Origin of the sequence: Photobacterium piscicola, assembly GCF_046058925.1 — a bacterium.
GTDB classification, from domain to species: Bacteria; Pseudomonadota; Gammaproteobacteria; order Enterobacterales; family Vibrionaceae; genus Photobacterium; species Photobacterium piscicola.
The window spans coordinates 1,469,557-1,492,160 of record NZ_CP175534.1 but is presented as its reverse complement, the minus strand read 5'-3'; the positions used below and the strand labels follow the sequence as shown (position 1 = coordinate 1,492,160).

Annotated in this window: 21 protein-coding genes and 2 tRNA genes; 11 read left to right on the top strand and 12 right to left on the bottom strand. The window is 36.5% G+C overall.

Annotated features, from left to right (window positions below):
• Nucleotide 1 precedes the first annotated feature (1 nt).
• The 5 genes from ACJZU6_RS07245 (at nucleotide 2) to ACJZU6_RS07225 (ending at nucleotide 5,909) form a co-directional block, all read left to right on the top strand.
• On the top strand, nucleotides 2–592 hold the full coding sequence (locus tag ACJZU6_RS07245; RefSeq protein WP_408900881.1) for an OmpA family protein: 591 nt from the start codon (nucleotides 2–4) through the stop codon (nucleotides 590–592).
• A gap of 44 nt (nucleotides 593–636) precedes the next feature.
• Nucleotides 637–1,260, top strand: a complete 624-nt coding sequence (locus ACJZU6_RS07240; RefSeq protein WP_107275725.1) for a transglutaminase-like cysteine peptidase — start codon at nucleotides 637–639, stop codon at nucleotides 1,258–1,260.
• A gap of 13 nt (nucleotides 1,261–1,273) precedes the next feature.
• Nucleotides 1,274–3,202 (top strand): EAL domain-containing protein, encoded by a 1,929-nt coding sequence (locus ACJZU6_RS07235; RefSeq protein ID WP_408900880.1) that lies wholly within the window; start codon nucleotides 1,274–1,276, stop codon nucleotides 3,200–3,202.
• 1 nt (nucleotide 3,203) lies between these two features.
• Nucleotides 3,204–5,327 carry a type I secretion system permease/ATPase gene (locus ACJZU6_RS07230; RefSeq protein ID WP_408900879.1) on the top strand — a complete coding sequence of 708 codons (2,124 nt, stop codon included), beginning with the start codon at nucleotides 3,204–3,206 and terminating at the stop codon, nucleotides 5,325–5,327.
• 102 nt (nucleotides 5,328–5,429) lie between these two features.
• Nucleotides 5,430–5,909, top strand: coding sequence for an NYN domain-containing protein (locus ACJZU6_RS07225; RefSeq protein ID WP_080157787.1), 480 nt, complete (start codon nucleotides 5,430–5,432; stop codon nucleotides 5,907–5,909).
• Between the two features lie 50 nt (nucleotides 5,910–5,959).
• Here ACJZU6_RS07225 and ACJZU6_RS07220 read toward each other — a convergent pair whose 3' ends face one another.
• The gene (locus ACJZU6_RS07220; protein WP_080157788.1) at nucleotides 5,960–6,646 is read right to left on the bottom strand and encodes a cation transporter; all 687 of its coding nucleotides are present in this window, start codon (nucleotides 6,644–6,646) and stop codon (nucleotides 5,960–5,962) included.
• A gap of 169 nt (nucleotides 6,647–6,815) precedes the next feature.
• Between ACJZU6_RS07220 and ACJZU6_RS07215 the strand changes: the two genes are divergently transcribed.
• The gene (locus ACJZU6_RS07215) at nucleotides 6,816–7,700 is read left to right on the top strand and encodes a LysR family transcriptional regulator (RefSeq protein ID WP_080157789.1); all 885 of its coding nucleotides are present in this window, start codon (nucleotides 6,816–6,818) and stop codon (nucleotides 7,698–7,700) included.
• 487 nt (nucleotides 7,701–8,187) lie between these two features.
• Nucleotides 8,188–8,892 carry an aquaporin Z gene (gene aqpZ / locus ACJZU6_RS07210; protein WP_199190742.1) on the top strand — a complete coding sequence of 235 codons (705 nt, stop codon included), beginning with the start codon at nucleotides 8,188–8,190 and terminating at the stop codon, nucleotides 8,890–8,892.
• A gap of 89 nt (nucleotides 8,893–8,981) precedes the next feature.
• On the opposite strand, the gene ACJZU6_RS07205 is transcribed toward aqpZ, so the two are convergent.
• Both ACJZU6_RS07205 and ACJZU6_RS07200 read right to left on the bottom strand, forming a co-directional pair.
• Nucleotides 8,982–12,041 carry an FAD-binding and (Fe-S)-binding domain-containing protein gene (locus ACJZU6_RS07205; protein WP_408900878.1) on the bottom strand — a complete coding sequence of 1,020 codons (3,060 nt, stop codon included), beginning with the start codon at nucleotides 12,039–12,041 and terminating at the stop codon, nucleotides 8,982–8,984.
• 241 nt (nucleotides 12,042–12,282) lie between these two features.
• Nucleotides 12,283–13,731 carry an NAD-dependent succinate-semialdehyde dehydrogenase gene (locus ACJZU6_RS07200; RefSeq protein WP_408900877.1) on the bottom strand — a complete coding sequence of 483 codons (1,449 nt, stop codon included), beginning with the start codon at nucleotides 13,729–13,731 and terminating at the stop codon, nucleotides 12,283–12,285.
• Between the two features lie 282 nt (nucleotides 13,732–14,013).
• On the opposite strand from ACJZU6_RS07200, the gene ACJZU6_RS07195 reads away from it, so the two are divergent.
• A complete protein-coding gene (locus ACJZU6_RS07195; protein WP_080157793.1) occupies nucleotides 14,014–14,853 on the top strand; it encodes a pirin family protein in 840 nt (279 codons plus the stop codon).
• A 181-nt stretch (nucleotides 14,854–15,034) separates the two neighbouring features.
• Nucleotides 15,035–16,339: a diguanylate cyclase domain-containing protein gene (locus tag ACJZU6_RS07190; RefSeq protein ID WP_408900876.1), complete on the top strand. Its 1,305-nt coding sequence runs from the start codon at nucleotides 15,035–15,037 to the stop codon at nucleotides 16,337–16,339.
• 52 nt (nucleotides 16,340–16,391) lie between these two features.
• Here the strand turns inward: ACJZU6_RS07190 and ACJZU6_RS07185 are convergent, their stop codons facing one another.
• Together ACJZU6_RS07185 and ACJZU6_RS07180 are read right to left on the bottom strand one after the other, a co-directional pair.
• On the bottom strand, nucleotides 16,392–16,865 hold the full coding sequence (locus ACJZU6_RS07185; RefSeq protein ID WP_080157795.1) for a DUF2947 domain-containing protein: 474 nt from the start codon (nucleotides 16,863–16,865) through the stop codon (nucleotides 16,392–16,394).
• A gap of 151 nt (nucleotides 16,866–17,016) precedes the next feature.
• Nucleotides 17,017–17,235 carry a hypothetical protein gene (locus tag ACJZU6_RS07180; protein WP_080157796.1) on the bottom strand — a complete coding sequence of 73 codons (219 nt, stop codon included), beginning with the start codon at nucleotides 17,233–17,235 and terminating at the stop codon, nucleotides 17,017–17,019.
• A gap of 375 nt (nucleotides 17,236–17,610) precedes the next feature.
• On the opposite strand from ACJZU6_RS07180, the gene ACJZU6_RS07175 reads away from it, so the two are divergent.
• On the top strand, nucleotides 17,611–18,441 hold the full coding sequence (locus tag ACJZU6_RS07175; RefSeq protein ID WP_080157797.1) for a DUF3108 domain-containing protein: 831 nt from the start codon (nucleotides 17,611–17,613) through the stop codon (nucleotides 18,439–18,441).
• A 52-nt stretch (nucleotides 18,442–18,493) separates the two neighbouring features.
• On the opposite strand, the gene ACJZU6_RS07170 is transcribed toward ACJZU6_RS07175, so the two are convergent.
• From ACJZU6_RS07170 to ACJZU6_RS07150, 5 genes are read right to left on the bottom strand one after another with little or no spacing between them, the layout of a single operon-like run.
• Nucleotides 18,494–18,745: a hypothetical protein gene (locus ACJZU6_RS07170; RefSeq protein WP_080157798.1), complete on the bottom strand. Its 252-nt coding sequence runs from the start codon at nucleotides 18,743–18,745 to the stop codon at nucleotides 18,494–18,496.
• Nucleotides 18,746–18,761: 16 nt separating this feature from the next.
• Nucleotides 18,762–19,337, bottom strand: coding sequence for a gamma-glutamylcyclotransferase family protein (locus tag ACJZU6_RS07165; protein WP_080157799.1), 576 nt, complete (start codon nucleotides 19,335–19,337; stop codon nucleotides 18,762–18,764).
• A 36-nt stretch (nucleotides 19,338–19,373) separates the two neighbouring features.
• Nucleotides 19,374–20,312 (bottom strand): biotin-dependent carboxyltransferase family protein, encoded by a 939-nt coding sequence (locus ACJZU6_RS07160; protein WP_408900875.1) that lies wholly within the window; start codon nucleotides 20,310–20,312, stop codon nucleotides 19,374–19,376.
• Nucleotides 20,294–20,989 (bottom strand): allophanate hydrolase subunit 1, encoded by a 696-nt coding sequence (locus tag ACJZU6_RS07155; protein WP_080157801.1) that lies wholly within the window; start codon nucleotides 20,987–20,989, stop codon nucleotides 20,294–20,296. The genes ACJZU6_RS07160 and ACJZU6_RS07155 overlap by 19 nt, the downstream gene beginning before the upstream one ends.
• Nucleotides 20,990–21,015: 26 nt before the next feature.
• Entirely contained in the window at nucleotides 21,016–21,759 is a 744-nt protein-coding gene (locus ACJZU6_RS07150; RefSeq protein WP_080157802.1) for a 5-oxoprolinase subunit PxpA, read from the bottom strand.
• A gap of 156 nt (nucleotides 21,760–21,915) precedes the next feature.
• Here ACJZU6_RS07150 and ACJZU6_RS07145 point away from each other — a divergent pair, with 156 nt between their 5' ends.
• Nucleotides 21,916–22,095, top strand: coding sequence for a DUF3012 domain-containing protein (locus ACJZU6_RS07145; protein WP_080157803.1), 180 nt, complete (start codon nucleotides 21,916–21,918; stop codon nucleotides 22,093–22,095).
• A gap of 55 nt (nucleotides 22,096–22,150) precedes the next feature.
• Here ACJZU6_RS07145 and ACJZU6_RS07140 read toward each other — a convergent pair.
• Both ACJZU6_RS07140 and ACJZU6_RS07135 read right to left on the bottom strand, forming a co-directional pair.
• Nucleotides 22,151–22,237: transfer RNA gene (locus ACJZU6_RS07140), tRNA-Leu, on the bottom strand.
• Nucleotides 22,238–22,345: 108 nt separating this feature from the next.
• Nucleotides 22,346–22,432, bottom strand: a tRNA-Leu gene (locus ACJZU6_RS07135).
• Between the last annotated feature and the right edge of the window lie 172 nt (nucleotides 22,433–22,604).

Here is a 22,604-nt window from a genome sequence, read left to right as displayed (position 1 = left end):
CATGAAATACACAATTATTGGGTTACTCGCACTATCATTATTTGGCTGCTCACTTTCAGTGCCTCACCCTCCCATTGCTAAGCAAACTAAAAATTTATTTGATAACGACAGTGATGGTGTTATTAACCAACGAGACCACTGCCCTAAAACGCCTATTGATGCAGTCGTCGATAATGATGGTTGCCCAAGCTATATTGATAGCTCAGAAGAAAATAAGATTCATGTCTTATTTGCAAATGACTCTTCAGAAATTCCTGAAAATTATATGCAAAACATCAATAAAATGAGCGAATTTTTGGTGAAATATCCCAAAACACATATCGAACTTAAAGGATATGCTAGCCCTGTGGGTAATGCTGATTACAATATTGCCTTATCAAAGCGTCGCGCAAGTGTTATCCGCCAAGCATTAATTAATCATGGTATTACATCATCGCGAATTAAAACGATCGGGTTTGGTGACAGTGATCCCGTTATGGCTTATGACATAGAAGAAAGCAACACCCTAAGTCGCCGTGTTGTAGCGCAAGTTGTTGGCTATCAAGAAAATGTTGTGAAAGAATGGACCGTCTATACCGTCCGTGAAAACTAAACAGATAACAACTATTGAAAAAAACAATATTATGGCTAGTTTGCATGTTATTAGCAGTAAATGTATCTGCTGCTAATAACATGTACCAAATAGAAAAAATAAAACAATTTTATGGTGAACGTGCGGGGAAACGTGCAATCGCTTGGCGTAAGCTTATCCAAAAATCACAGCATTTAACTGAGCGTCAAAAACTTAGTACTGTTAATGATTTTTTTAATCAATTTGTTTTTATTAGCGATCAAAAGCTATGGGGTAAAGATGATTATTGGGCAACGCCTTATGAATTTGTTGGCATTGGTGCTGGGGATTGTGAAGATTTTAGTATCGCGAAATACCAAGCACTACTTGAACTTGGCATTGATGATAATAAGCTTAGATTAGTGTATGTAAAAGCGCTTGAACTTAACCAATTTCACATGGTTGTGACTTATTATCCAACACCATCAGCTATACCACTAATTTTAGATAATCTCAAAGGGGATATTCTATCCGCCTCTCAGCGTAACGATCTATTACCAATATACAGTTTTAACGGTAGTAAGTTATGGCTAATGAAACAAAAAGGACAAGGAAAAATAGCAGGTAATGCTTCACGTCTAAGTCTTTGGAATGATTTACGTAACCGTTCACAAAATATAAAACTCAATCACCCACGAAACATTTTTTAATGAGTAAATAACAATGACTCTTTACCGACAACTTCTACTGTGGATGCTAGTTATATTATTTTCACTAACTAGTGCTGTGTTTGCGATTCAATTTAAGACTACAAAAAATTATTTAATAGAGCAACAATCAACAGAACTTAATAATGTTGTCAGCTCAATTGGATTTGCATTATCGCCATACATCAAAGCAAAAGATTTTGTTGCTGCAGAGTCCGTTATCAATGCAACTTTTGACTCTGGCTATTACAACCAAGTAAAACTAACGTTATTAGACTCTAACAAAGAGATTATTCGTCATTATCCGCAAATCACGAATAATGTTCCTTATTGGTTTCAATCTTTAGTGCATATTGAAAGCATATCTCAAACAAGAACCTTAACCAGTGGTTGGTTACAACTTGCCAACATTTCAGTTACTAGCAGCCCTATATCAGCCTATATCCAATTATGGAATGCAACTATTCAATTAGTGCTTGGATTTATAGCTTGCCTATTATTCGGTGCAATTGTGCTGGCATTCGTTCTCAATAAAGTACTAAAGCCTCTAAAACAAATTCAAAAAAGTGCACAAGAAATGGCACTTAACCATTTCACAGATCCGCTACCAGAACCTCACACTCGTGAATTAATTGATCTGGTTACCGCTTTTAATTCAATGAATGTTCAGTTGCAGCAGCATTTTGAACAACAAGCCCAAGAAGCCGATTCATTACGAGTTCGTGCCTATCAAGATCCTGTTTCTGGATTAGCTAACCGTAGCTATTTAATCACTAAACTTCAATCATGGTTACTTGGTAAGCCAAGTGGTGGCATCATTTTATTAAAGTCCGACACCATAGAAAATAGTTACCAACAATCAGGTTATGAGTCAGGTGATCTGCTCGTATTAAAACTTGCAGAACGCTTAAAAGAATTGTCAGCGGATGATGTTACGATCGCCCGTTTAAATCAATCTGAGTTTATCCTTATTGCCCCTAATGCTTCTGAAGATGACCTTATGGAAACGGGGCGATGCATGCTCTATATGACATCAGAACTAAACTCAGATCCTCTGGGTATTGTGCCGCTTCAAGCTGCCGTTGGTATTGTCGTTTGCTCTGCTACATTAACTATTACCGCATTACTTGCTCATGCTGACAACGCCCTAAATAAAGCACGCCAACAAGTTAAAGAGCCGATTGCGCTATTAGATAGTAATAAGAACAAAACAATACCAGCAATGGGTAAACAACAATGGAAAACATTAGTTGAAGAAGCGATTGCAAATAACCTACTTCATTTTACGTTCCAAAAAGCTGTTGATAGCAATAATAATGTCATTCATAAAGAGATGTTTGCTTACATTAAAAAAGGCCAGCACCGTTTTAATGCCGGGCAATTTTTATCTGCAATAGAAAAACTCAATGAAGGCACCAAATTTGATTGCTATGTCATTGATACTATTTTTAACCAATTAACCAAACAAACAAAATCAGTTCCTGTCGCCATTAATATAACTCAAAGTAGTATTAATGATACGGGCTTTATTCGTTGGCTTAACAGTAAACTTCAATCTAACCCTCAAATGAAAAAAAACATTTTATTTGAATTACCTGAAATTTGTTTTATTAAAAATATCGATAACACCAGTTTACTTTGTGAAATCATTCGCCAAAACGGGTTCCAATTTGGTATTGATAATTATGGTCACAATTTTAGCTCTCTAGGTTATCTGAATAAACTGCGACCTAGCTATGTAAAATTGGATTTTGCTTATACATCACAATTAGATGATCAAGTAAAAACCGATGTTTTAGAGTCAATAACACGTAGTGCCAATAACTTATCAATACTGACAATTGCTTCTCGTGTAGAAACGATTGAACAAAAAGAAAAGTTAACACAACTAAAGATCCAAGGTTTCCAAGGTTATATCACAGCTCAGTTAGTTAATGGGAAATAACATGAAAGATCCATTACTTCAATCACTTGTTTATATTAGTCGTTTCTACGGCCAAGCAAATTCACCAGATGCATTAATTGCAGATCTGCCTCTCACTGACGGATTACTTACTCCATTTTTATTACCTCGAGCAGCAGAAAAAGCCGGTCTTCAAGCCAAACAAACACGGCTAGATCTTACTCAACTATCACCATTACTCTTTCCTATCATTGCATTACTAAAAGGTGGAGATGCTTGTGTCATCCTCAGTATTGATAAAGAAAAAAGAGAAGCTGAAGTTGTATTGCCACAAAATGATGGCTCAGAACAATGGCTTAATATTGATGAATTAAATGCGCAATACAGTGGCCATTTATTCTTAATAAAAAAACGTTTTCGTTACGATGAACGCTCACCCGAGATTCTAAAAACACGTCAAGGCCATTGGTTTTGGAGCACCTTGTGGGAATCACGCAGTATTTATCGTGATGTCTTTATTGCCTCTATTTTAATTAACATGTTCGCCATTGCTGCACCATTATTTACTCGTTTGGTTTATGACAAAATCGTACCCAATCTTGCATTTGATTCTTTATGGGTGCTTGCTATTGGTATTACCATTATTTTTATTTTTGATTTCGTTTTAAAAATATTAAGAAGTTATTTTATTGATTTGGCAGGAAAAAAATCAGATCTTTTAATTTCAGCAAAAATATATAGCAAAGTAATGGGCATCCGTATGGAAGCAAAGCCAGCTTCCGTTGGTGCTTTTGCTCGTCATTTACAAGAATTTGAATCTATTCGTGAATTTTTCACCTCGGCGACGGTTTCATCATTAATCGATTTACCATTTGCACTACTGTTCTTATTTATAATCTATGTTATGGCTGGACCCCTAGCATTAGTTCCACTTATTGCAGTCTTAATCTTGGTTATCTATAGTTATCTTATTCAACGTCCATTACGACGTACAATTGAGGAAGGATCGCGTTTAGCTTCCCAAAAACACGCTAACTTAATTGAAAGTTTATCTGGTTTAGAAACCATCAAAATGTTTGGGGCACAAAGCCAGTTTCAATATCGATGGGAAGAAGCCGTTACCCATATTTCAAACTGGGGACTAAAATCTCGTCGTTTAACAGATTCAGTTCAAAATACCGCAGGATTTTTACAACAATTTGTATCAGTCGCAATGATTGTTGTTGGTGTGTATTTAATCGCTAACGGTGATCTAACCATGGGTGGATTAATAGCATCAACGATGCTAAGTGGTCGTGCTGTTGGTCCGATGGTACAACTCGCACTACTATCAACCCGTTATAATCAAGCTAAATCAGCCATGACCATTATTGAGCAATTAATGGCAATGCCACTAGAGCAAGAAGAAGGTAAACGCTATATTCATCGTCCAATTATTCGAGGAAAAATAGAATTTGATAACGTCACATTTAGTTATCCAAATGCAACCCAAGCGGCATTAAAAAATATCAGTTTCACAATCAACCCTGGTGAAAAAGTGGCCATTATCGGTCGTATTGGTTCAGGAAAAACCAGTCTTGAACGTATATTAATGGGACTATATCAACCTCAACAAGGATCTGTTCGCGTTGATGATACGGATATAAACCAATTACATCATATTGATATTCGACGTAATATTGGTTGTGTGCCACAAGATATTACTCTCTTTTTTGGTTCAATTCGCGATAACATTATACTTGGACGGCCATTAGCAACAGATAAAGAAATTTTACTTGCGGCAGAACGTGCAGGAGTAACCGCATTCACTCAGCATGATGCTGCGGGTTTAGAAAAACAAGTGGGTGAAGGTGGTCATGCCCTTTCCGGCGGCCAACGTCAAGCCATCGCTATAGCGCGTGCATTTCTTAGCCAGCCCCCAGTACTTATTATGGATGAACCAACAAGTAGTATGGATAATCGTTCAGAAATGTACATTAAACAGCAGTTACGTCAAATGAAGCAAGATGAGACATTAATCCTGATCACCCATAAGACAGGAATGCTGGATGTAGTGGATCGATTAATCGTTATGGAACATGGTCATATTGTTGCTGACGGACCGAAAGAACAGGTATTACAAACATTACGCAATGGCAATATTAATCAATCATCAGCCAATAAATAGTGAGAATAGTCATACATATGATTATTTAATTAATAATAGTTGTAATGTATAGCCAGTTTGTCCACCATAACAAACTGGTTATTTAAACTCTTTAGGATTCTCGTGGAAAAAGTTGCTATTTTTGTCGATGTCCAAAACATCTATTACACCGTTAAAGAAAAGTACCACTGTAATTTTGATTACAATGCTTTTTGGGCAGAAGTATCACAAGGCCGCGAAATTATTGCAGCTTATGCTTACGCTATTCATAAAGGTGATGAAAAACAGCGCCAATTCCAAAATATCCTACGGGGAATTGGTTTTGACGTTAAATTAAAGCCATTTATTCAACGCAGTGATGGCTCAGCGAAAGGTGACTGGGATGTTGGAATCACTATCGATGTGCTAGAACATGCTGCAGATGTTGATCGTATTATTTTATTATCTGGCGATGGTGATTTTGATTTATTGGTTGATAAAGTACAGACCAAATACAATACCATCGTAGAAATATATGGAGTGCCTGGTTTAACTGCAACCTCATTAATTAATACAGCACAACATTATCGAGAAATAGAAAATACTCTATTACTGGGACGTTAATATTATAAAAAAGGCCAACAATTATGTTGGCCTTTTTTATTCATCAAATTTTATTTAATATGCTGAGCATGAACAAGATCTGGATGACTATAAATATCCATGAGTTCACTGGTTGCTTGACGTACCATTTTCACAGGAACAATAATGAAATAAATAGACGCTAAAATCACCATTGTAGGATCTGCATAAACAGCTAAATGTGCATATTGAGTCATCATTAAAATTTTCGCGACCACAAAACCCATTAATACAGCAGCACTGATCACGGTATCCATGACCCACTGTTTAGCTTCGGCATCAGCTAATACTGATGAGATATTTTTACTTTTGATTTTGATATAACGATATGTGCCATAACAACCCACAACACTGATCATACCAAAAGCTAAAGCAACACCCGCATTAATATCACGACCACCAGCCAAAATAGCTTCAACAGCTGAATAGAAAGACCAAATACACATTAAAGCAATAACTGAGCCTTTAATCGCAATAACAGCTGGTGCTATCATTGCTACTTGCGAACTATCTTTATTTATTTCAGGTTTATGAAGATAATGCGCGGCACCCAGAGATAACATGGTTAACGCCAAGCTTACTAAAGAATATGCACCATCAAAAATAATCACTAAAGAACCAACAAGTGACCCAAGCACAATCCCTAAAATAGCAAAAGTAAACGATGACACGGTAGACAACAGGAGTAAACCGCGCTCTTGTTGCATTGAACTAGACATATAGACCTCAATCGACAAATTTTTCGTCGTTTTTTGTTTAATTGTGAAACTAATAAGATGATACAACCACTTCTATTAATACTATAATCACTGAGCGTCGAATTTATCGTCGCTAATAAGCGTTATTATACTTCCCTATATCACAACATTTATTACATTGGTGCCATCAATGAAAATAGCTCAGATTGAAATGTTTTTATCAACGATAAAAACAGGCTCAATTGCCGAAGCCGCTCGTCGACATGGAAAAAGTCGAACCACAGTCAGTGCAGCATTAAGTTCATTAGAAGATAGTTTAGGCGTTGAATTGTTAAACCGCAGTGGTAACCGCATTACTCCAACCGTTATTGGCGAAGCGACTGTTAATGATTTTGAACGTATTATCTTAATCGCTAGAGATATTCATACACGATGTGAACAATATAATGTAGGAGTAGAAGCCAGTATTCGTATTGCACGCGATGATTCATTACCAGAATCATTATGGCGTCAATTATTACGCCAAATACGCACTCAATTTCCACAAACAAGTGTGTCAATTTATAGTGCGCCAACACAAGAATTAGAAGAGATGGTGGCGCAAAATCTTGTTGATGTTGCTTATGGTTTATTACCTAATACACATCTTTTTTCACGACTACAACAAACAGATCTTGGCCAAATACGGATGATGTCTGTCGCTCACAAAGACCACCCTCTAAGCCAACTTCGAAAAGTAAATGATGCAGATCTCGAGCGTTACACTGAAATTGCTGTCGCTTATTTTGATGAAGAAAGCTTACGTATTGTAACCCCTAAGGCTGGGAAATATATCGCTTTATCTTTTTACGAACACTTACGTGATGCCGTACTTGATCAAACGGGTTGGTCATCTTTACCTGCAATTCTCATTAAGCAACACCTACGAGAAGGCACCCTTCAAGTGATTAAGTATAATAAAGCCATGAATTGGCAATCATATGGTGAAGTTGTTGAAAATGAGTCTCGACGCGGAACAGTTGTAAAATGGTTATCCGAACAATTAGAAAGCTATTTATTTGATGAAGGCGATTAATTTTGAATATTCACATTTATAGCAGCAGAATTAATCACATAAATACAACTTAAGCATAGATCTATAAAATACTCACATTTTAAGCGTAATATCTAAAATAATGGTAAATATACCTGACAAACAGCCATTTATTGCTAGACTTATTCCCATCTATAAATAAATTTTCAGAAAAAAACCAACACCTATGAGAATAAATTATCATTTAATAAAATAATTTATAGTTAAATCTTCAACTACAGGCTAGATTGCACAGCGTTTTTAATTCAATATGTGCGCCGCAAATAAGGTCGTCTAACACCAGTGTCATTAATGATACTAAATAACGATTAAAAACGACCTAGCATATATGTAATAACGTAACAATAGCAGTGACGGACTAAGTATAAGCATTCAGCCGTTACAAGAGTAAAGAAGAAAGTTATACCATTCGTTGTTTATCTTTTCTAACGTACCCTTAATCGTAATTTAAAAGGAAATAAGCTTTATGATGAGAAAATTAGTTGCTGAATTTATTGGCACCGGTTGGTTAGTACTCGGTGGCTGTGGTAGTGCAGTATTAGCTGCAGCATACCCTGATTTAGGTATTGGATTTTTAGGTGTTGCTCTAGCATTTGGTTTAACCGTCGTGACAATGGCATACGCAATTGGTCATATCTCAGGTTGTCACTTAAACCCTGCCGTTACTGTTGGTCTATGGGCTGGCGGTCGTTTCCCTTCTGGTGACGTTATTCCTTACATTGCATCACAAGTACTTGGTGGTATTGCTGGTGCTGGTGTGCTTTATATTATTGCAAGTGGTCAAGCTGGTTTTGATCTTGCCAATGGTTTTGCTTCTAACGGTTACGGTGCCCATTCTCCTGGCCATTACTCTTTACTATCAGCATTTGTTACTGAAGTAGTAATGACATTCATGTTCTTATTCGTAATTTTAGGTGCTACACATAAACTTGCTTCACCACAAATGGCTGGCCTTGCTATTGGTCTAGCACTAACACTGATTCACTTAATCAGTATTCCAGTAACAAATACTTCAGTTAACCCTGCTCGTAGTACTGGCCCTGCATTATTTGTTGGTGATTGGGCAACATCACAGCTATGGATGTTCTGGGTAGCTCCTCTTATTGGTGCGGCAATTGCGGGTGTTGTATACCGTTGGTTATGTCCTGACAACGAATACCGTTCAGTAAGCTAAGTTTTTCACACTAATATTGAAGATAAAAAAGCGAGCTCATCATTAGCTCGCTTTTTTTATTATTTATACGGTGCTCATCAGCGTCACATTTAGAGATCAACCAACTGTAACAACACTTGTACTGGATGTTTAAATTGAATATGTTCTAGTCGCTTAACTTGACTGCGGCATGAATAACCAGTCGCCATACAGCGAGTAGGATCATACTGATCAATCTTCTCTTTCCAACTTAAATTAAACACGCTCTTTGACGCTTCTAATTTATCGCTTTCATGACCGAATGTACCCGCCATTCCACAGCATCCCACTGGCACCGATTCCATGACACCACCAAAATGTGTGAAAATAGCCCCCCACTGCTTTTCCGCATTAGGTAGTTTAGTTTTTTCCGTACAATGGGCAAACAGGTACCAGGGCTTATCATTTAATGCTGGTCTTTGAGGTACTTGTTGTAATAATGGCAATAACCATTCATGTGCGGTTAAAACTGTAAATTTACCTCGGCCTTGCTGTAGCACTTCAGTGTATTCATCGCGATAACACAGCACTAAAGCAGGATCGACACCTACCATAGGTATATTTAATACCGTTAATTGATTTAAAAAATCAGCCGTTGATGTCGCCGTTTTTGCAAACGCTTTTAAGAACCCTTTTACGTGTTGTGCTTTTCCATTGGGTTTAAATGGCAATAAAATCGGCTTTTTACCCAACTTTTCAATTAAATGGATGAAATCACGTACAACTTGCGCATCATAAAAGCTAGTAAAAGGATCTTGAACTACCAGAACGTAATTTTCTCGCTCATGATCTGATAAAGCTTGTAACCATAACATGTCAAAACATAACACATGATGACCACTTAAACTTTCAGCTAAAGTTGGCACTGACAATAAAGGCATATCAACATAACCAATAGTCTTTAAGGTTAACTTTTTCGACCATTGTGGCCTGATCACACTGTTTACGATGACTGGTGCTTTCGCCATTAGTGGTAAAATATTTTCAACATATGCCACTAAATAATCTTTTACCGGACGTTGATAACGGCTGTAATAGATATTCATAAATCGTGAGCGAAAGCTTGGTACATCAACTTTAATCGGACATTGACTAGCACACGCTTTACACGCTAAACAACCATTCATCGCTTCCATGACTTCATGAGAAAAATCATAGCGATGACGATTAGAACCATAGGTATTTTTTAAACGATCAATAATCTGTTTGATTATTGGAGATGTGGTTAATAACTGTTGTTCTAGTTCATCAGCATTGATTCCCTGCTCAGCTAATTGCCTTAGCCATTCACGTACTAACCCCGCTCGTCCTTTAGGTGAATGGCGACGATCAGCTGAAATCTTCATTGAAGGACACATTGGTGAACTGGTGTCATAGTTAAAACACAAACCATTACCGTTACATTCCATAGCTTGTTTAAAACTATCTCGTGTTGTGACCGCTATTTGACGATCATAAAAACCCCGTTTCACACTATCAACTTTTACTAATTCACTGTCGTTACCAAGTGGTGTACAAATTTTACCTGGGTTCATACGATTATGGGGATCAAACGCCGCTTTAATTCGACGTAGCTCGGTAAATAATTCTTCACCAAAAAAAGCAGGACCATATTCAGAACGGAATCCTTTACCGTGTTCACCCCACATTAGACCACCATATTTAGCGACCAATGTAACCACCTGATCTGATACTTCTTTCATTAACAATTCTTGTTGAGGATCGCACATATCCAATGCAGGACGGACATGTAAGACGCCTGCATCAACATGACCAAACATGCCGTAATTAAGCCCTTTCTCATCCAATAACTGTCTAAACTCAGCAATAAAATCGGCTAAGTTTTCAGGCGGTACACAAGTATCCTCAGCAAATGCTATCGGCTTTTTAGTGCCTTTTGCAGCACCTAATAGACCCACGGCTTTTTTTCGCATGGTATACATTTTTTGAATACTGGCTAAATCATCACAAACTTGATAACCAATAACACCTGCTTGTTGATTTGCTATTAGTTGGTCAAGTCGCTGACACAATGCCGCAACGTGTTGCTGGTTCTCAACAATGTCATTGCTTGCATATTCCACCATGTTAATACCTAACATGGTTTTTCCTTCAACATCGGTTAATAAACTTTCAACAGTATTCCAAACAATATCTTGTTTCGCTAAATTCAAAACTTTGGAATCAATGGTTTCAACAGACAATGCAAGAGCATCTACCATCATAGAAGCATTACGTAATGCCGAATCAAAACTATCATATTTAATATTCACTAAAGTACGAGACTTTGGAATCGGTGTAATATTTAATTTTGCTTCTGCTATAAAAGCTAAAGATCCTTCAGCGCCACATAATAACCGTGCAATATCAAATTTTTGAAGTTGGTCATCATAAACATTTTTCAAATCATAGCCGGTAAGAAACCGATTAAGTTGTGGAAATTTATCAACTACTTGTTGGCGTTTATTTCGACAAATTTGAGCTGTTGTCTGAATCGCATGATCAACCAATGCAGAATTGTCCAATGCTTGTATTTGTTCATCATTCAATGGCTCAGTATTGAGTACAGAGCCATCAACTAATACCGCGGTCAATGCCAAGACATGATCAGACGTTTTGCCATATTTCAATGAGCCTTGACCAGAAGCATCAGTATTAATCATGCCTCCAATAGTGGCACGATTACTGGTTGAAAGATCGGGAGAGAAGAAATAGCCATGTGGCCGTAAAGCATCATTAAGTTGATCTTTAATGACACCACTTTGAACACGTACCCAACCTTCCGTAATATTAATCTCTAATATTTGATTTAAATAACGGGAAAGATCAACCACAATTCCTGATGTTAGTGATTGTCCATTTGTACCCGTGCCGCCACCGCGAGGAGAAAATGTAACACTCTGATAATCATCATGACAACCAACCTTCCCAATAAGAATAAGATCATCAATATTACGAGGTAATACCACAGCTTGAGGTAACTTCTGGTAGACACTATTATCAGTTGCAACCGCTAACCGACTAGCATAACTTTGTTCAATATCACCTTGAAAACCAGCATCGAATAATGCGGTTAAATACGATAGTACGCTATTATCAATACTACTTTGATAGGTTAATGCAGGTAACATATTTTTTACTCTCCCTTTTCCAGTGATTACGCATTCATGCGTTGCCATATCCAATAGCACTGGATTTACTCTTCATTATTAGTAACTTTAACAATACGTTAAATGTATATAGTTGCACTTTACTCTACCTAGAAACTAAACAAAACAATTTATAACGTGTATATTACTTATACTACGAGTTAATAAAATAAAGCCCTAATAATAGAGCTTTATTTTAATAGGACTTAATGTACAAAGATCCCTAAATGCCGCCCATCAACGTATATTTCATTTCAGTGTATTCTTCTAGCCCTTGGTGTGCGCCTTCACGTCCTAACCCAGACTCTTTAACGCCACCAAAAGGAGCTAATTCTGTAGAAATAAGGCCTTCATTCACACCAACCATGCCATATTCTAATGCTTCACTAACGTTAAATGCGCGCGATAGTGATTGTGTATAAATGTAAGCTGCCAAACCTGAATCAGTATTATTAGCACGCTCAATCACATCTTGATCGTCGTCAAAGCTAAAAATAGCCGCTAATGGTCCGAAAGTTTCTTCCGTCGCAACTAACATGTCATCTCGAACATCACGAATAATCGTCGGCGTAATAAAGCAATCACTTGATGCTTGTTGACTACCTAGCACTAAATGAGCACCTTTTAACATCGCATCATGAATATGACGTTCAACTTTTTCAACCGCCGCTCGATTAATCAATGGACCAATAGTCACACCATCATCAAGTCCATTACCGACCTTTAATAAAGCGACTTGTTGACGTAGCCGATCAATAAATTGATCGTAAATACTATGATGTACATAAATACGATTAGCACAGACACACGTTTGGCCTGCGTTACGAAATTTAGCAATCATCACACCTTCAATGGCGCGATCAATATCAGCATCATCAAAAATAATAAAGGGTGCATTACCGCCTAATTCTAATGACACTTTTTTCACACTTGCCGCAGCTTGCGCCATCAACAATTTACCAATCGCTGTAGAGCCAGTGAAGGAAATCTTCTTAACCTTCTTATTACCCGTAAGCTCTGCACCAATTTTAACCGCATCCCCAGTTACAACACTGAATAAGCCATCAGGAATACCAGCTTCTTGCGCTAATGCTGCAAATGCCAATGCTGTAAAGGGAGTATCAGGTGCAGGTTTCAATACCACGGCACAACCTGCGGCAAATGCAGGGCCACATTTACGCGTGATCATTGCCGCGGGGAAATTCCATGGGGTAATAGCAGCCACAACCCCAACAGGTTGGCGTGAAACCAAAATTCTTGCGTCAGCTTTATGGCTTGGAATTATTTCACCATTCATCCGCTTAGCTTCTTCGGCATACCATTCAACAAAGCTTGCCGCATAAGCTATTTCACCTTTAGCTTCATTCAGTGGTTTACCTTGCTCTAAGGTCAAAATAGTCGCTAATTCAACAGAATGATTGATAATAAGCTCATACCATTGACGTAATACGGTCGCTTTATATTTAGCCGTTGTTTTTGACCAACGTCGATATGCATTATCAGCACAATCTATTGCTACACGTGTTTCTTCAACTCCCATTAAAGGAACATTTCCAATAACCTCACCGGTAGCAGGATTAGTGATAACCGTGTGTTTTCCTGAATATGCGTTTACCCATTCGCCGTTAATAAACGCTTGTTGCTTAAACAAACCACCTAAAGATAATGTCATTACGATACCTTGCTTTATTTTTTCAATGCACGAATAGCCAGAAGAACCCCCGTTAAACTGTACATTGAAATAAATAACTGACTGATTACATTATTATATTACAACCTTACCAATATAACAGCTTAGGAAGCTATTCAGTAACATGTTATCGATAGAAATAAAATCGCAAAAATTAGGCTATTCATCTGCAAATAATTATTATCGCGACTACGCTTTAAATAACATAGATATTAAGAATGAACGATAGCTTTACTTTTATTTTAAAGTGGACATAAATATCTTATGCAGAAAAGTAGACAACTTACTCATATTCGTCATGGCATTAAAAAAGGCATTACTACTTCTTTCATCCATGAACAACATTTTCCTACCACAAATCCATTCGTTTTATGGGAACATTTCACGTCAAAATCCCCCACGAACCATGGTTTGAGTTTTCATGGCCACTCAGGAATAGAAGCTATTAGCTACCCCCTCACTGGCACTATTTTACATCATGATTCAACACAACAGCATCATATCGTGAAAAGTGGTGATATCCATATGATGACGAGCGGTCAAGGTATTATTCATAAATCAACCACATTACCTCAGCAATCAACAACAGAATCATTCCAGTTATGGATGGCATTACCAGCAGCAAATAATAATGAAATGTGCCAACCAAAAAGCCAACTATTTAAGAAACACCACCTTCCCTTAGTAGAAGATAATCATTCAACAACAAAAGTATTGGTTGGTGATTACCAGCAACACACCAGCCCAATTAAAAGTCATTGTGAGTTAATATTGCTCGATATTATTATGACATCTTACAGTACATGGTGCTTTACCCCGCCCCAAGATTATCACTCCTGCTTTATTTACTTAAAATCTGGTATTTCTTATAGTGCTAATAATAAATTAATGCCGTTTCAAATGGGATTTTTCGAATCATCATCAGCACCAATAATAATAACCACAACAGATCATAGTTCACGTTTTTTCATTGCTTGTGCCGTTCCATTAAAACAGCCATTAATAACAAATCAACATTCCGTTCACTCTTGTGAGAATAATATGAGTAAAAGTGAGGTAACAATTAAAAATTTAATGGAAACTATTAAAAATAAAAATGAATAGTTAACTATGATTATATATATATCAATAAAAAATACTTATAAGTTTAATATGCATGATTGCGCTCATACCATGATATTATTTAAAACTATTCCTATACTAAAAATAATGCATTAATGCGTAATAAATAACATGGCTAGTGTTGTAATTGCGCCATCATAATTAATGTCACAAGGTATTTTTTATGCTAACCTTCAAAAGGTTTTCTTCAAATTACTCAATATATATAAAAATAGCATTGCAGTTGCTCCTGTTCCTTGCTTCAATTTACATTATTTTTCAAGCACTTATTAAGATTGGCTTCTTTGATAAAGATACTTTGAATGTCATTCACAACCATCATGTAAAATTAAATATCTTACTAATCTGTACTCTTTTTTTTGTTTTTTTCTATATTTTAAACCGTATTAACAAATGGTTTATTAAACCATTACATCAATTAAAAAACACAACCAATAACCAATACAGTATATATAACAATGAAAATATTCATGAGAGTGATATTTTTAAATGTTATCAAGTAATGATTCGTAACGCTACCGAGAAAGATACTAATATAGATTTAGAGATCTCAACTCTGACCAAAGAAAAACAAACAGATATACATCAGCAACAATTAACATCAAGTATATTTAATAACAGCCAAGATGTAATTATCTTTCTTGATAGCAATGGTATCATTACTCGTGTTAACCCTATCTTCTGCCGCCTTATTGGTCTTAATTATGAAAATATCATTCACCAACCTTTGATTAATTTCATTCATACTCCAGCATATGAAAAAATTAAAGCATCCCTTTCTCATGGGCTTAATAACTCACATCAATGGCAGGGTGAATTTAATATTCAACACATGGTAAGCAAAAAGAACATTCCTTTATATGTAAAGGTAAATAAATTAATTGATATTAAAAACAATCATATACAATATTCAATTATCGCAACTGACCTTACAACCATAAAAGAAATTGATCGCTTAGTATATATCAATCACCATGACCCATTAACAGAGCTACCCAATAGAATAGCACTGACTAATCGTTTAAATGATGAACTAAAAAATCAACTTACTACCCATCATATATTCGCTGTCCTTTTTATTGATTTAGATAGTTTTAAAATCATTAATGATAATTATGGCCACCAAATAGGTGATAAAGTGTTAAAAATCACAGCCAATAAATTACGTAATGCTGTAAAAAAAAGTGATATGGTTGCGCGTCTTTCTGGTGATGAGTTTATCGCAATAATTAATCCCGCCACAAAACATACCGATGTCATCAACACATGCAAACGTATACTAAAAATACTTCAACAACCGATAATTATAAATCAACATCATTTAGCCATTAACGCAAGTATCGGATGTTATTATGTGCATCCAAATATGCAACAGACTATTGATGATATTTTATTCCAAGCAGATATTGCGATGTATCAAGCCAAAATGGCCGGCAAGGGATGCCTTGTAGAATGTAATTCGTTTTGATGAAAATGCCGTATCTGCCAGAACAGATACGGCATTTAAAATGAATATCAATTTATGGGCGTGTCGCTAATTGAAAAGTACCATTTGATTGGAACCAAATGGCTTGTTTTTGTTTGCGTCCAAGTAATAAAGGACCGTCATCAAAAAACAAAAAATTCTTCCAGTTGCGTTTAAATACACCCCATTTAGTTTCGATAATATTGTATTTTTCATAACAGAAAAAAATGGTTGTGTTATCTTCCCACTTTATATCAGCCAACAGCTCTGCTGGTAACTCAGGTTCATCACTGTCCCAAGCTTGCTGCCAGTCTATTGCATCCGACCAAATTTTTTTATCAAAGGCCCAATCACCTTTTTCAAAATGATCTGCATCAGGACTCTGACTACTCACGTGTTCACACCACAATTGCGCCGAACGAGCTTGAGTAAATGGTTTTATTTGTACTAAATCAGCTTCAGCCACAGGCATTGAAGCATGAGTGAAAATCCATTTACGCGCGTAACTATCAAATTCGGTATAATTCATTTGTCAGCCTAAAAAAATAAAGACGACGCAATGTACATCAGTGATGATATTTGTTCCAGTATCTCACCCATAATTTTTATATCTATTCTTTCTGATATAAAAAGGTACAACAAAAAATTGCACCCATTTATGGTATTAGAAATGTGTTTATTTACTTATTCTGTCCCCATAAATCACTGACCCAACCACCGATATGATCATCATAATGATTATCTGAAAAAGTCGGCGATGCTTTTATAGGGCCATCATGATGACATTCAAGAAGTTCAGATATATGCCTCGCCATCGGATCATCGGTGGACTGCATTTGCCTTTTTTGGGCAATTTCCTTAATAATCTGTAATCGATATGACGAGTTCATCTTTTTCATCTTTAACTCCTCTAAGTAAAATACACAAATAACAACCAAATAAAAATAGGCTTCTCCAAGGATTACGTCAAATAACCAATATCAAATCGTCATATCACTAGCGCAGAAAAGTTAACTTTAATTACTTAAAAAACAATACCTTAATATTAATCACATTATTTTTAAAAAGGCCCTCACCTGATAATTAATTTAACCATATGATTCTCATGAACTTTTAAATAAATATTTTTTTCTTAATTCTTAATTATTCATACGCTAATCTCATTATTACATCACAATTAGCTACGTTAATTTTATGACACATCTGTTAGACTATTAAACAGCTATAATTAACATCAAGTAACACGGTTATTTGTAATTATTCCAGGAGTATTCGTGCGTTTATTACCTATTATGACTTTTTCTTTAGTGGGCTTACTCAGTATCACTATTAATGCTAACGCAGACACATTGGCACCCTCTTCTACTATTAGCAGTGTGCCAATTCAAAAAAATAATACTCCAACAAATATAGAGAGTAATTTAGAGCAATCATTACCGAGAAAAAACAACCAATGCAACAAGACATTGAACTATAAGGTTTTTTTTGAAGGGCATGATATCGGCAATTATCAACGTAATTTGGTATGGAATGGTACTCAAGCAGATATTTATACAAAGAGTACTGTTAATGTATTAATCACTACAGCAAAATTAAACCAACATTCAAAGCTGCATTGGTCACCACCACGTCATAGTTTTGTGACAGATTCTTTTGAACGTAATATAAAAGGATTAATGACAGGCAACGTTTCTGCTACTTTTACTGATAACGGTGCAAAATCTACCGTGATTGAAGATGGTAAATCACATCAATTTAGTGAAAATTTATTACCAATTCTTGATGGCGATACGATTGGTGCGCAGATGCGATTAGATATTATGCAAGGTAAGAAGAGTTTTGACTTTATACTGCAAAATAGTGACGACACTAGCCATTACTACTTTAAGGTTATCGGAGAAGAAACAATCGCAACTAATTTTGGTGATATAAAAGCAATTAGAGTTGATCAAATAAAGAAAAAAGATCGTAAACTCTCATTGTGGTTTGCACCTTCAATTGACTATCAACTCGTACGAGCAACTTACAAACGTAAATTACTCGATCTAAAAGCAGTATTAGTCAGTAAAAAAATAATCTGTCCTAACCCTGTTCTAATAAAATAACACGACTATTACGGTATTAAACAGTTATGTAATCACTAGCTGTTTATTGCCGTTATTTTGCTACCGCTTTACTGCCAATAATTTTATAGGCTGGTGTGCCACGAACCAATGTTTCACGGCCAAATACCATCTGACATTCAGGACAAACACAGGCTTGCAGAGTAAAATCTTTACTTATTCTCTCTTTAAAACATTTTACTAATGCGCCCTTTCCACCTTTGCGATATTTAAATAATAACGTTTTACAACGGCCACATATTACATCAACCGTTTTAACCGGCCCTTTTTTATTGGGTTTTGCCATTATATTTATATTCTTATTACGATTGATGAGAACGTATTATTGCAAACTTCACCAATTGATCAATAATTAGCCTGTCCTGTTTAAAAACATGTGCTAGATTACCATATTTAGGTTGGTGGCGATCATTTTCATAAGCATGTTGCCACCCCTTTGTCGTTGATATAAATAACTCAGCAAACTGTGGTGAAATCATTAAACACCCAGCAAGCACTGTATCAACATAAGTTTGAATAATCGGTTTTTTAGGACAGGGTGTACAAAAATTATTATTTGTATACACCCAAACAGTACCTTCTCTTTTGAGTGATTGATCGTCGATAAATGTAATATCTTGCCATGCAATCTCTACTCGTTGATAACCATGCTCACGTTTATCAAACTCAACTAATGCCACAGCATCAATTTCAACTAACACACCGTTACATTGGCCTTGTTCTTGAACAACGACTAATGGCGAAATAGGGTAACTCCCTTCTATCTTACCCCAATATCGCTGTAATCCTTCAACTAACACTGGTATTGCAGCACCGGTGTTTCCCGTTCGTTGTCGTGAAAAGGTATTAATTAAACTACCATAACCAAAAATATACATAACACTCCATATTATAATGACGTTATTGATTAAGAGCTAAAACGGTAACGAAAAAAAATCACTAAAATCCATCCACTGCTGTTGATACCACATTAACGATTTATCATCCATAACTCTAAATTGAATCCCATCATTAGGCTTTACTTGAGCAAGACGGCATAAATCCATTCGCGCAATACATCCTAAAATAGGGTACCCCCCTAATGTTTGACGATCATTTAACAATATAATAGGTAATCCATTCGCTGGAATTTGAATCGCGCCAATAGCAATAGGCTGTGAAATCACTCCTGCGATTACACCCTCAATTTTTGTCCCTTGCAAATGACAGCCCATACGATCAGATGCCGGTGTTACTTGATATTGCTGTTGATAAAAAATATTTTTTTGCGAGAGTGAAAAGCATTCAGCTTGATAACCTTCAATAACATGCAATACAACCTCTGTACTGTAATCTGGAATATAGAGACAAGGTACCGTTGAATATGTCGGTAATAATGGTGCAGCATAAGCCTCAAGAATATCGTCTTTAGCCACAGATTGACCAAATTGTAATCCTCCTAAATGCTCTCGCATAACCGTTGATACACTGCCAAGTACTACCGGAACTTTAAAACCGCCACGAATAGCAAGATAAGTGCGTAACCCATATTTAGCCACACCAAATTGTAATCTTTGCCCTTTATGAAGTAGAAAACTTTGCCATGGTGAAATAGGCTGGCCATCAATCGTTGCTGCCATATCCGCTCCGGTTAATGCACACTGGCAATCTTCTAACGCTTCAAAACAAGCTAAACCAACCGTCAATTCTAATTGGGCGGCATTACTATCATTAGCTAATAAATAGTTTGCCCAACAAAATGCATGCAAATCCATTGCTCCACCTTGAGTAATACCTTGTTGAGCAACACCATAACGACCAAGATCTTGTATTAAGGATAATATGCCTGAATTTATTACGACCAAGCCGAGCATATTACACCTCCAAGATCCAAAAATTGCGAGCGCTCAATTGGATCAAATTTCACTTTATCGCCGATCTTAAAACAAGATTGTGGATAAGTGTCGGCTTCAAATACCGACTGTGGGCAATTACCAATAATTTGCCACCCACCAGGACTACATTGTGGATAAATAGCGGTTTGTTGATCAGCTATCCCCACACTACCAGCAGGAATACATTGCCGCGGTGTAGCATGACGAGAAATAGCGATCTTAGGTTCAACAAGAGATAAAAAAGCAAAGCCCGGTGTAAATCCTATCGCCCCAACATCATAAATTTGGCGACTATGTACTTCAATGACAGCCTCTATCGACAAATGTTTTAATGCCGCTAATACAGGTAAATCAGGACCAACTTCAATATCATAATACACCGATAAATGGTGAACCGTTGCAATAGAAGATCGCTGTTGATACTCATAATCTTGAGACCATATCAAAATAGTTTGTTGTAATTGTTCAAAATCACAGGTACCCAATTTATATTGCAACAACACCTTGGTATATGACGGAATAATCTCAATAATATAAGGAGCATATTGCTGCTGAATATAGACAATAAAATCAGCAATACATTGAGTGATTTCTGGTGCAATAACGGCGCTAAATTCAACCATTAGCGTCCCTTCTGAAATCGGGGTAATTTCCATATGTTTCCCCATTATATTAATGATAATTAATTGATTTTTATGAGTGCTGCTAATTTCTTAATGAGCCTCATTGCTTGCGGATTATCGCCATGTACACACACAGTATCAACATCTAATATTAACCATTCTCCAGTATGTGTTTGTACTTTCCCTTGCAGTAATTGTTGCATCTGTTGTTGAACCTCTGCCACCGAACTTAATACTGCCTGTGGTTGATCTCGTGGCATGAGCATACCCGATGCCAAATATGTTCGATCAGCAAAAGCTTCATAGATTAATGTCACGTTATAACGTTTAGCTATCATTTTATAACGGTGATTATCTTTTCGAGAAAGTACCACCAAAGCCAATGGATGAAGACGATTACAATTGAGTTGACTTAATGTCTCTACAATAACAGTAAAGATCTGGTCATCCTTCATCATATCGTGATAAAGCGCACCATGAGGTTTTACGTAATATAAACAAGAATGATGTAATTGACATAAACTGTCTAGCGCACCAATCTGGTATGCAACCAAATTAGCAATTGAGGTTAAAGAGTGAACAATATGGCGTCGACCAAAACCTAACTTATCATCATAGCTAGGATGAGCACCTAACATAACATCATATAAGTTAGCTAAGTGGATAGTTTCAGCCATCGTATCAGGATCGGATGCATGAAACCCACAAGCAATATTTGCCATTGAAATCATAGCCATTACATCACTATCATTGCCCTTTTTCCATGCACCAAAACTTTCTCCCATATCACAATTTAATTTCATTCGCCCTCCTAGCGCCAACACTATAGCTGTAAATATAATGTCGTTATTCCCTACTGAGTGTAGTATTAAATAACACGAATAATGATTTAAATTATCTACGCTATAACCATGATCAAATAATAAAAAGATAAAAATTCACATGAAGAAGGGCTACCAATGAAAACAATGTTAGTTTTAATCAGTATGGTATTTTTATTATCAGCATGCTCACCCACTATAGGTAGTGAAAAATGGTGTAACCAGCTAAAAGAAAAAGCGAAAGGAGAATGGAGTGCGAATGAAGCCGTACAATTCACCCAAAACTGTATTCTTCGTTCAGATGATGATAAGAATTAAGGCAAATATAATAGGCGAAAAAAAAGCTCATCAAATGATGAGCTTTTTTAAAAGATGGTGCCCCGGGCCGGACTTGAACCGGCACAGCGCGAACGCCGAGGGATTTTAAATCCCTTGTGTCTACCAATTCCACCACCAGGGCACGCAATTCAATGCGATGGGTAAGACACCATCTATAGATACCGCTATCTTAGCCATATCTTTTAATTCTGTTGTTACTATTTCATTTGCAAATAAGCAAATAAAAAGATGGTGCCCCGGGCCGGACTTGAACCGGCACAGCGCGAACGCCGAGGGATTTTAAATCCCTTGTGTCTACCAATTCCACCACCAGGGCACGCAATTTAATGCGATGGGTAAGACACCATCTATAAATATCGCTCTTAAGCCATATTTTTTAATTTTTAGCGATACATGAGGTTCCTGATCTTGTAAAATCAGGCGTGACCTCAACCTTGTTGAGTCACCTCTTGTATTGCTGAACACTGACAATGTCAATATTCTTAAAA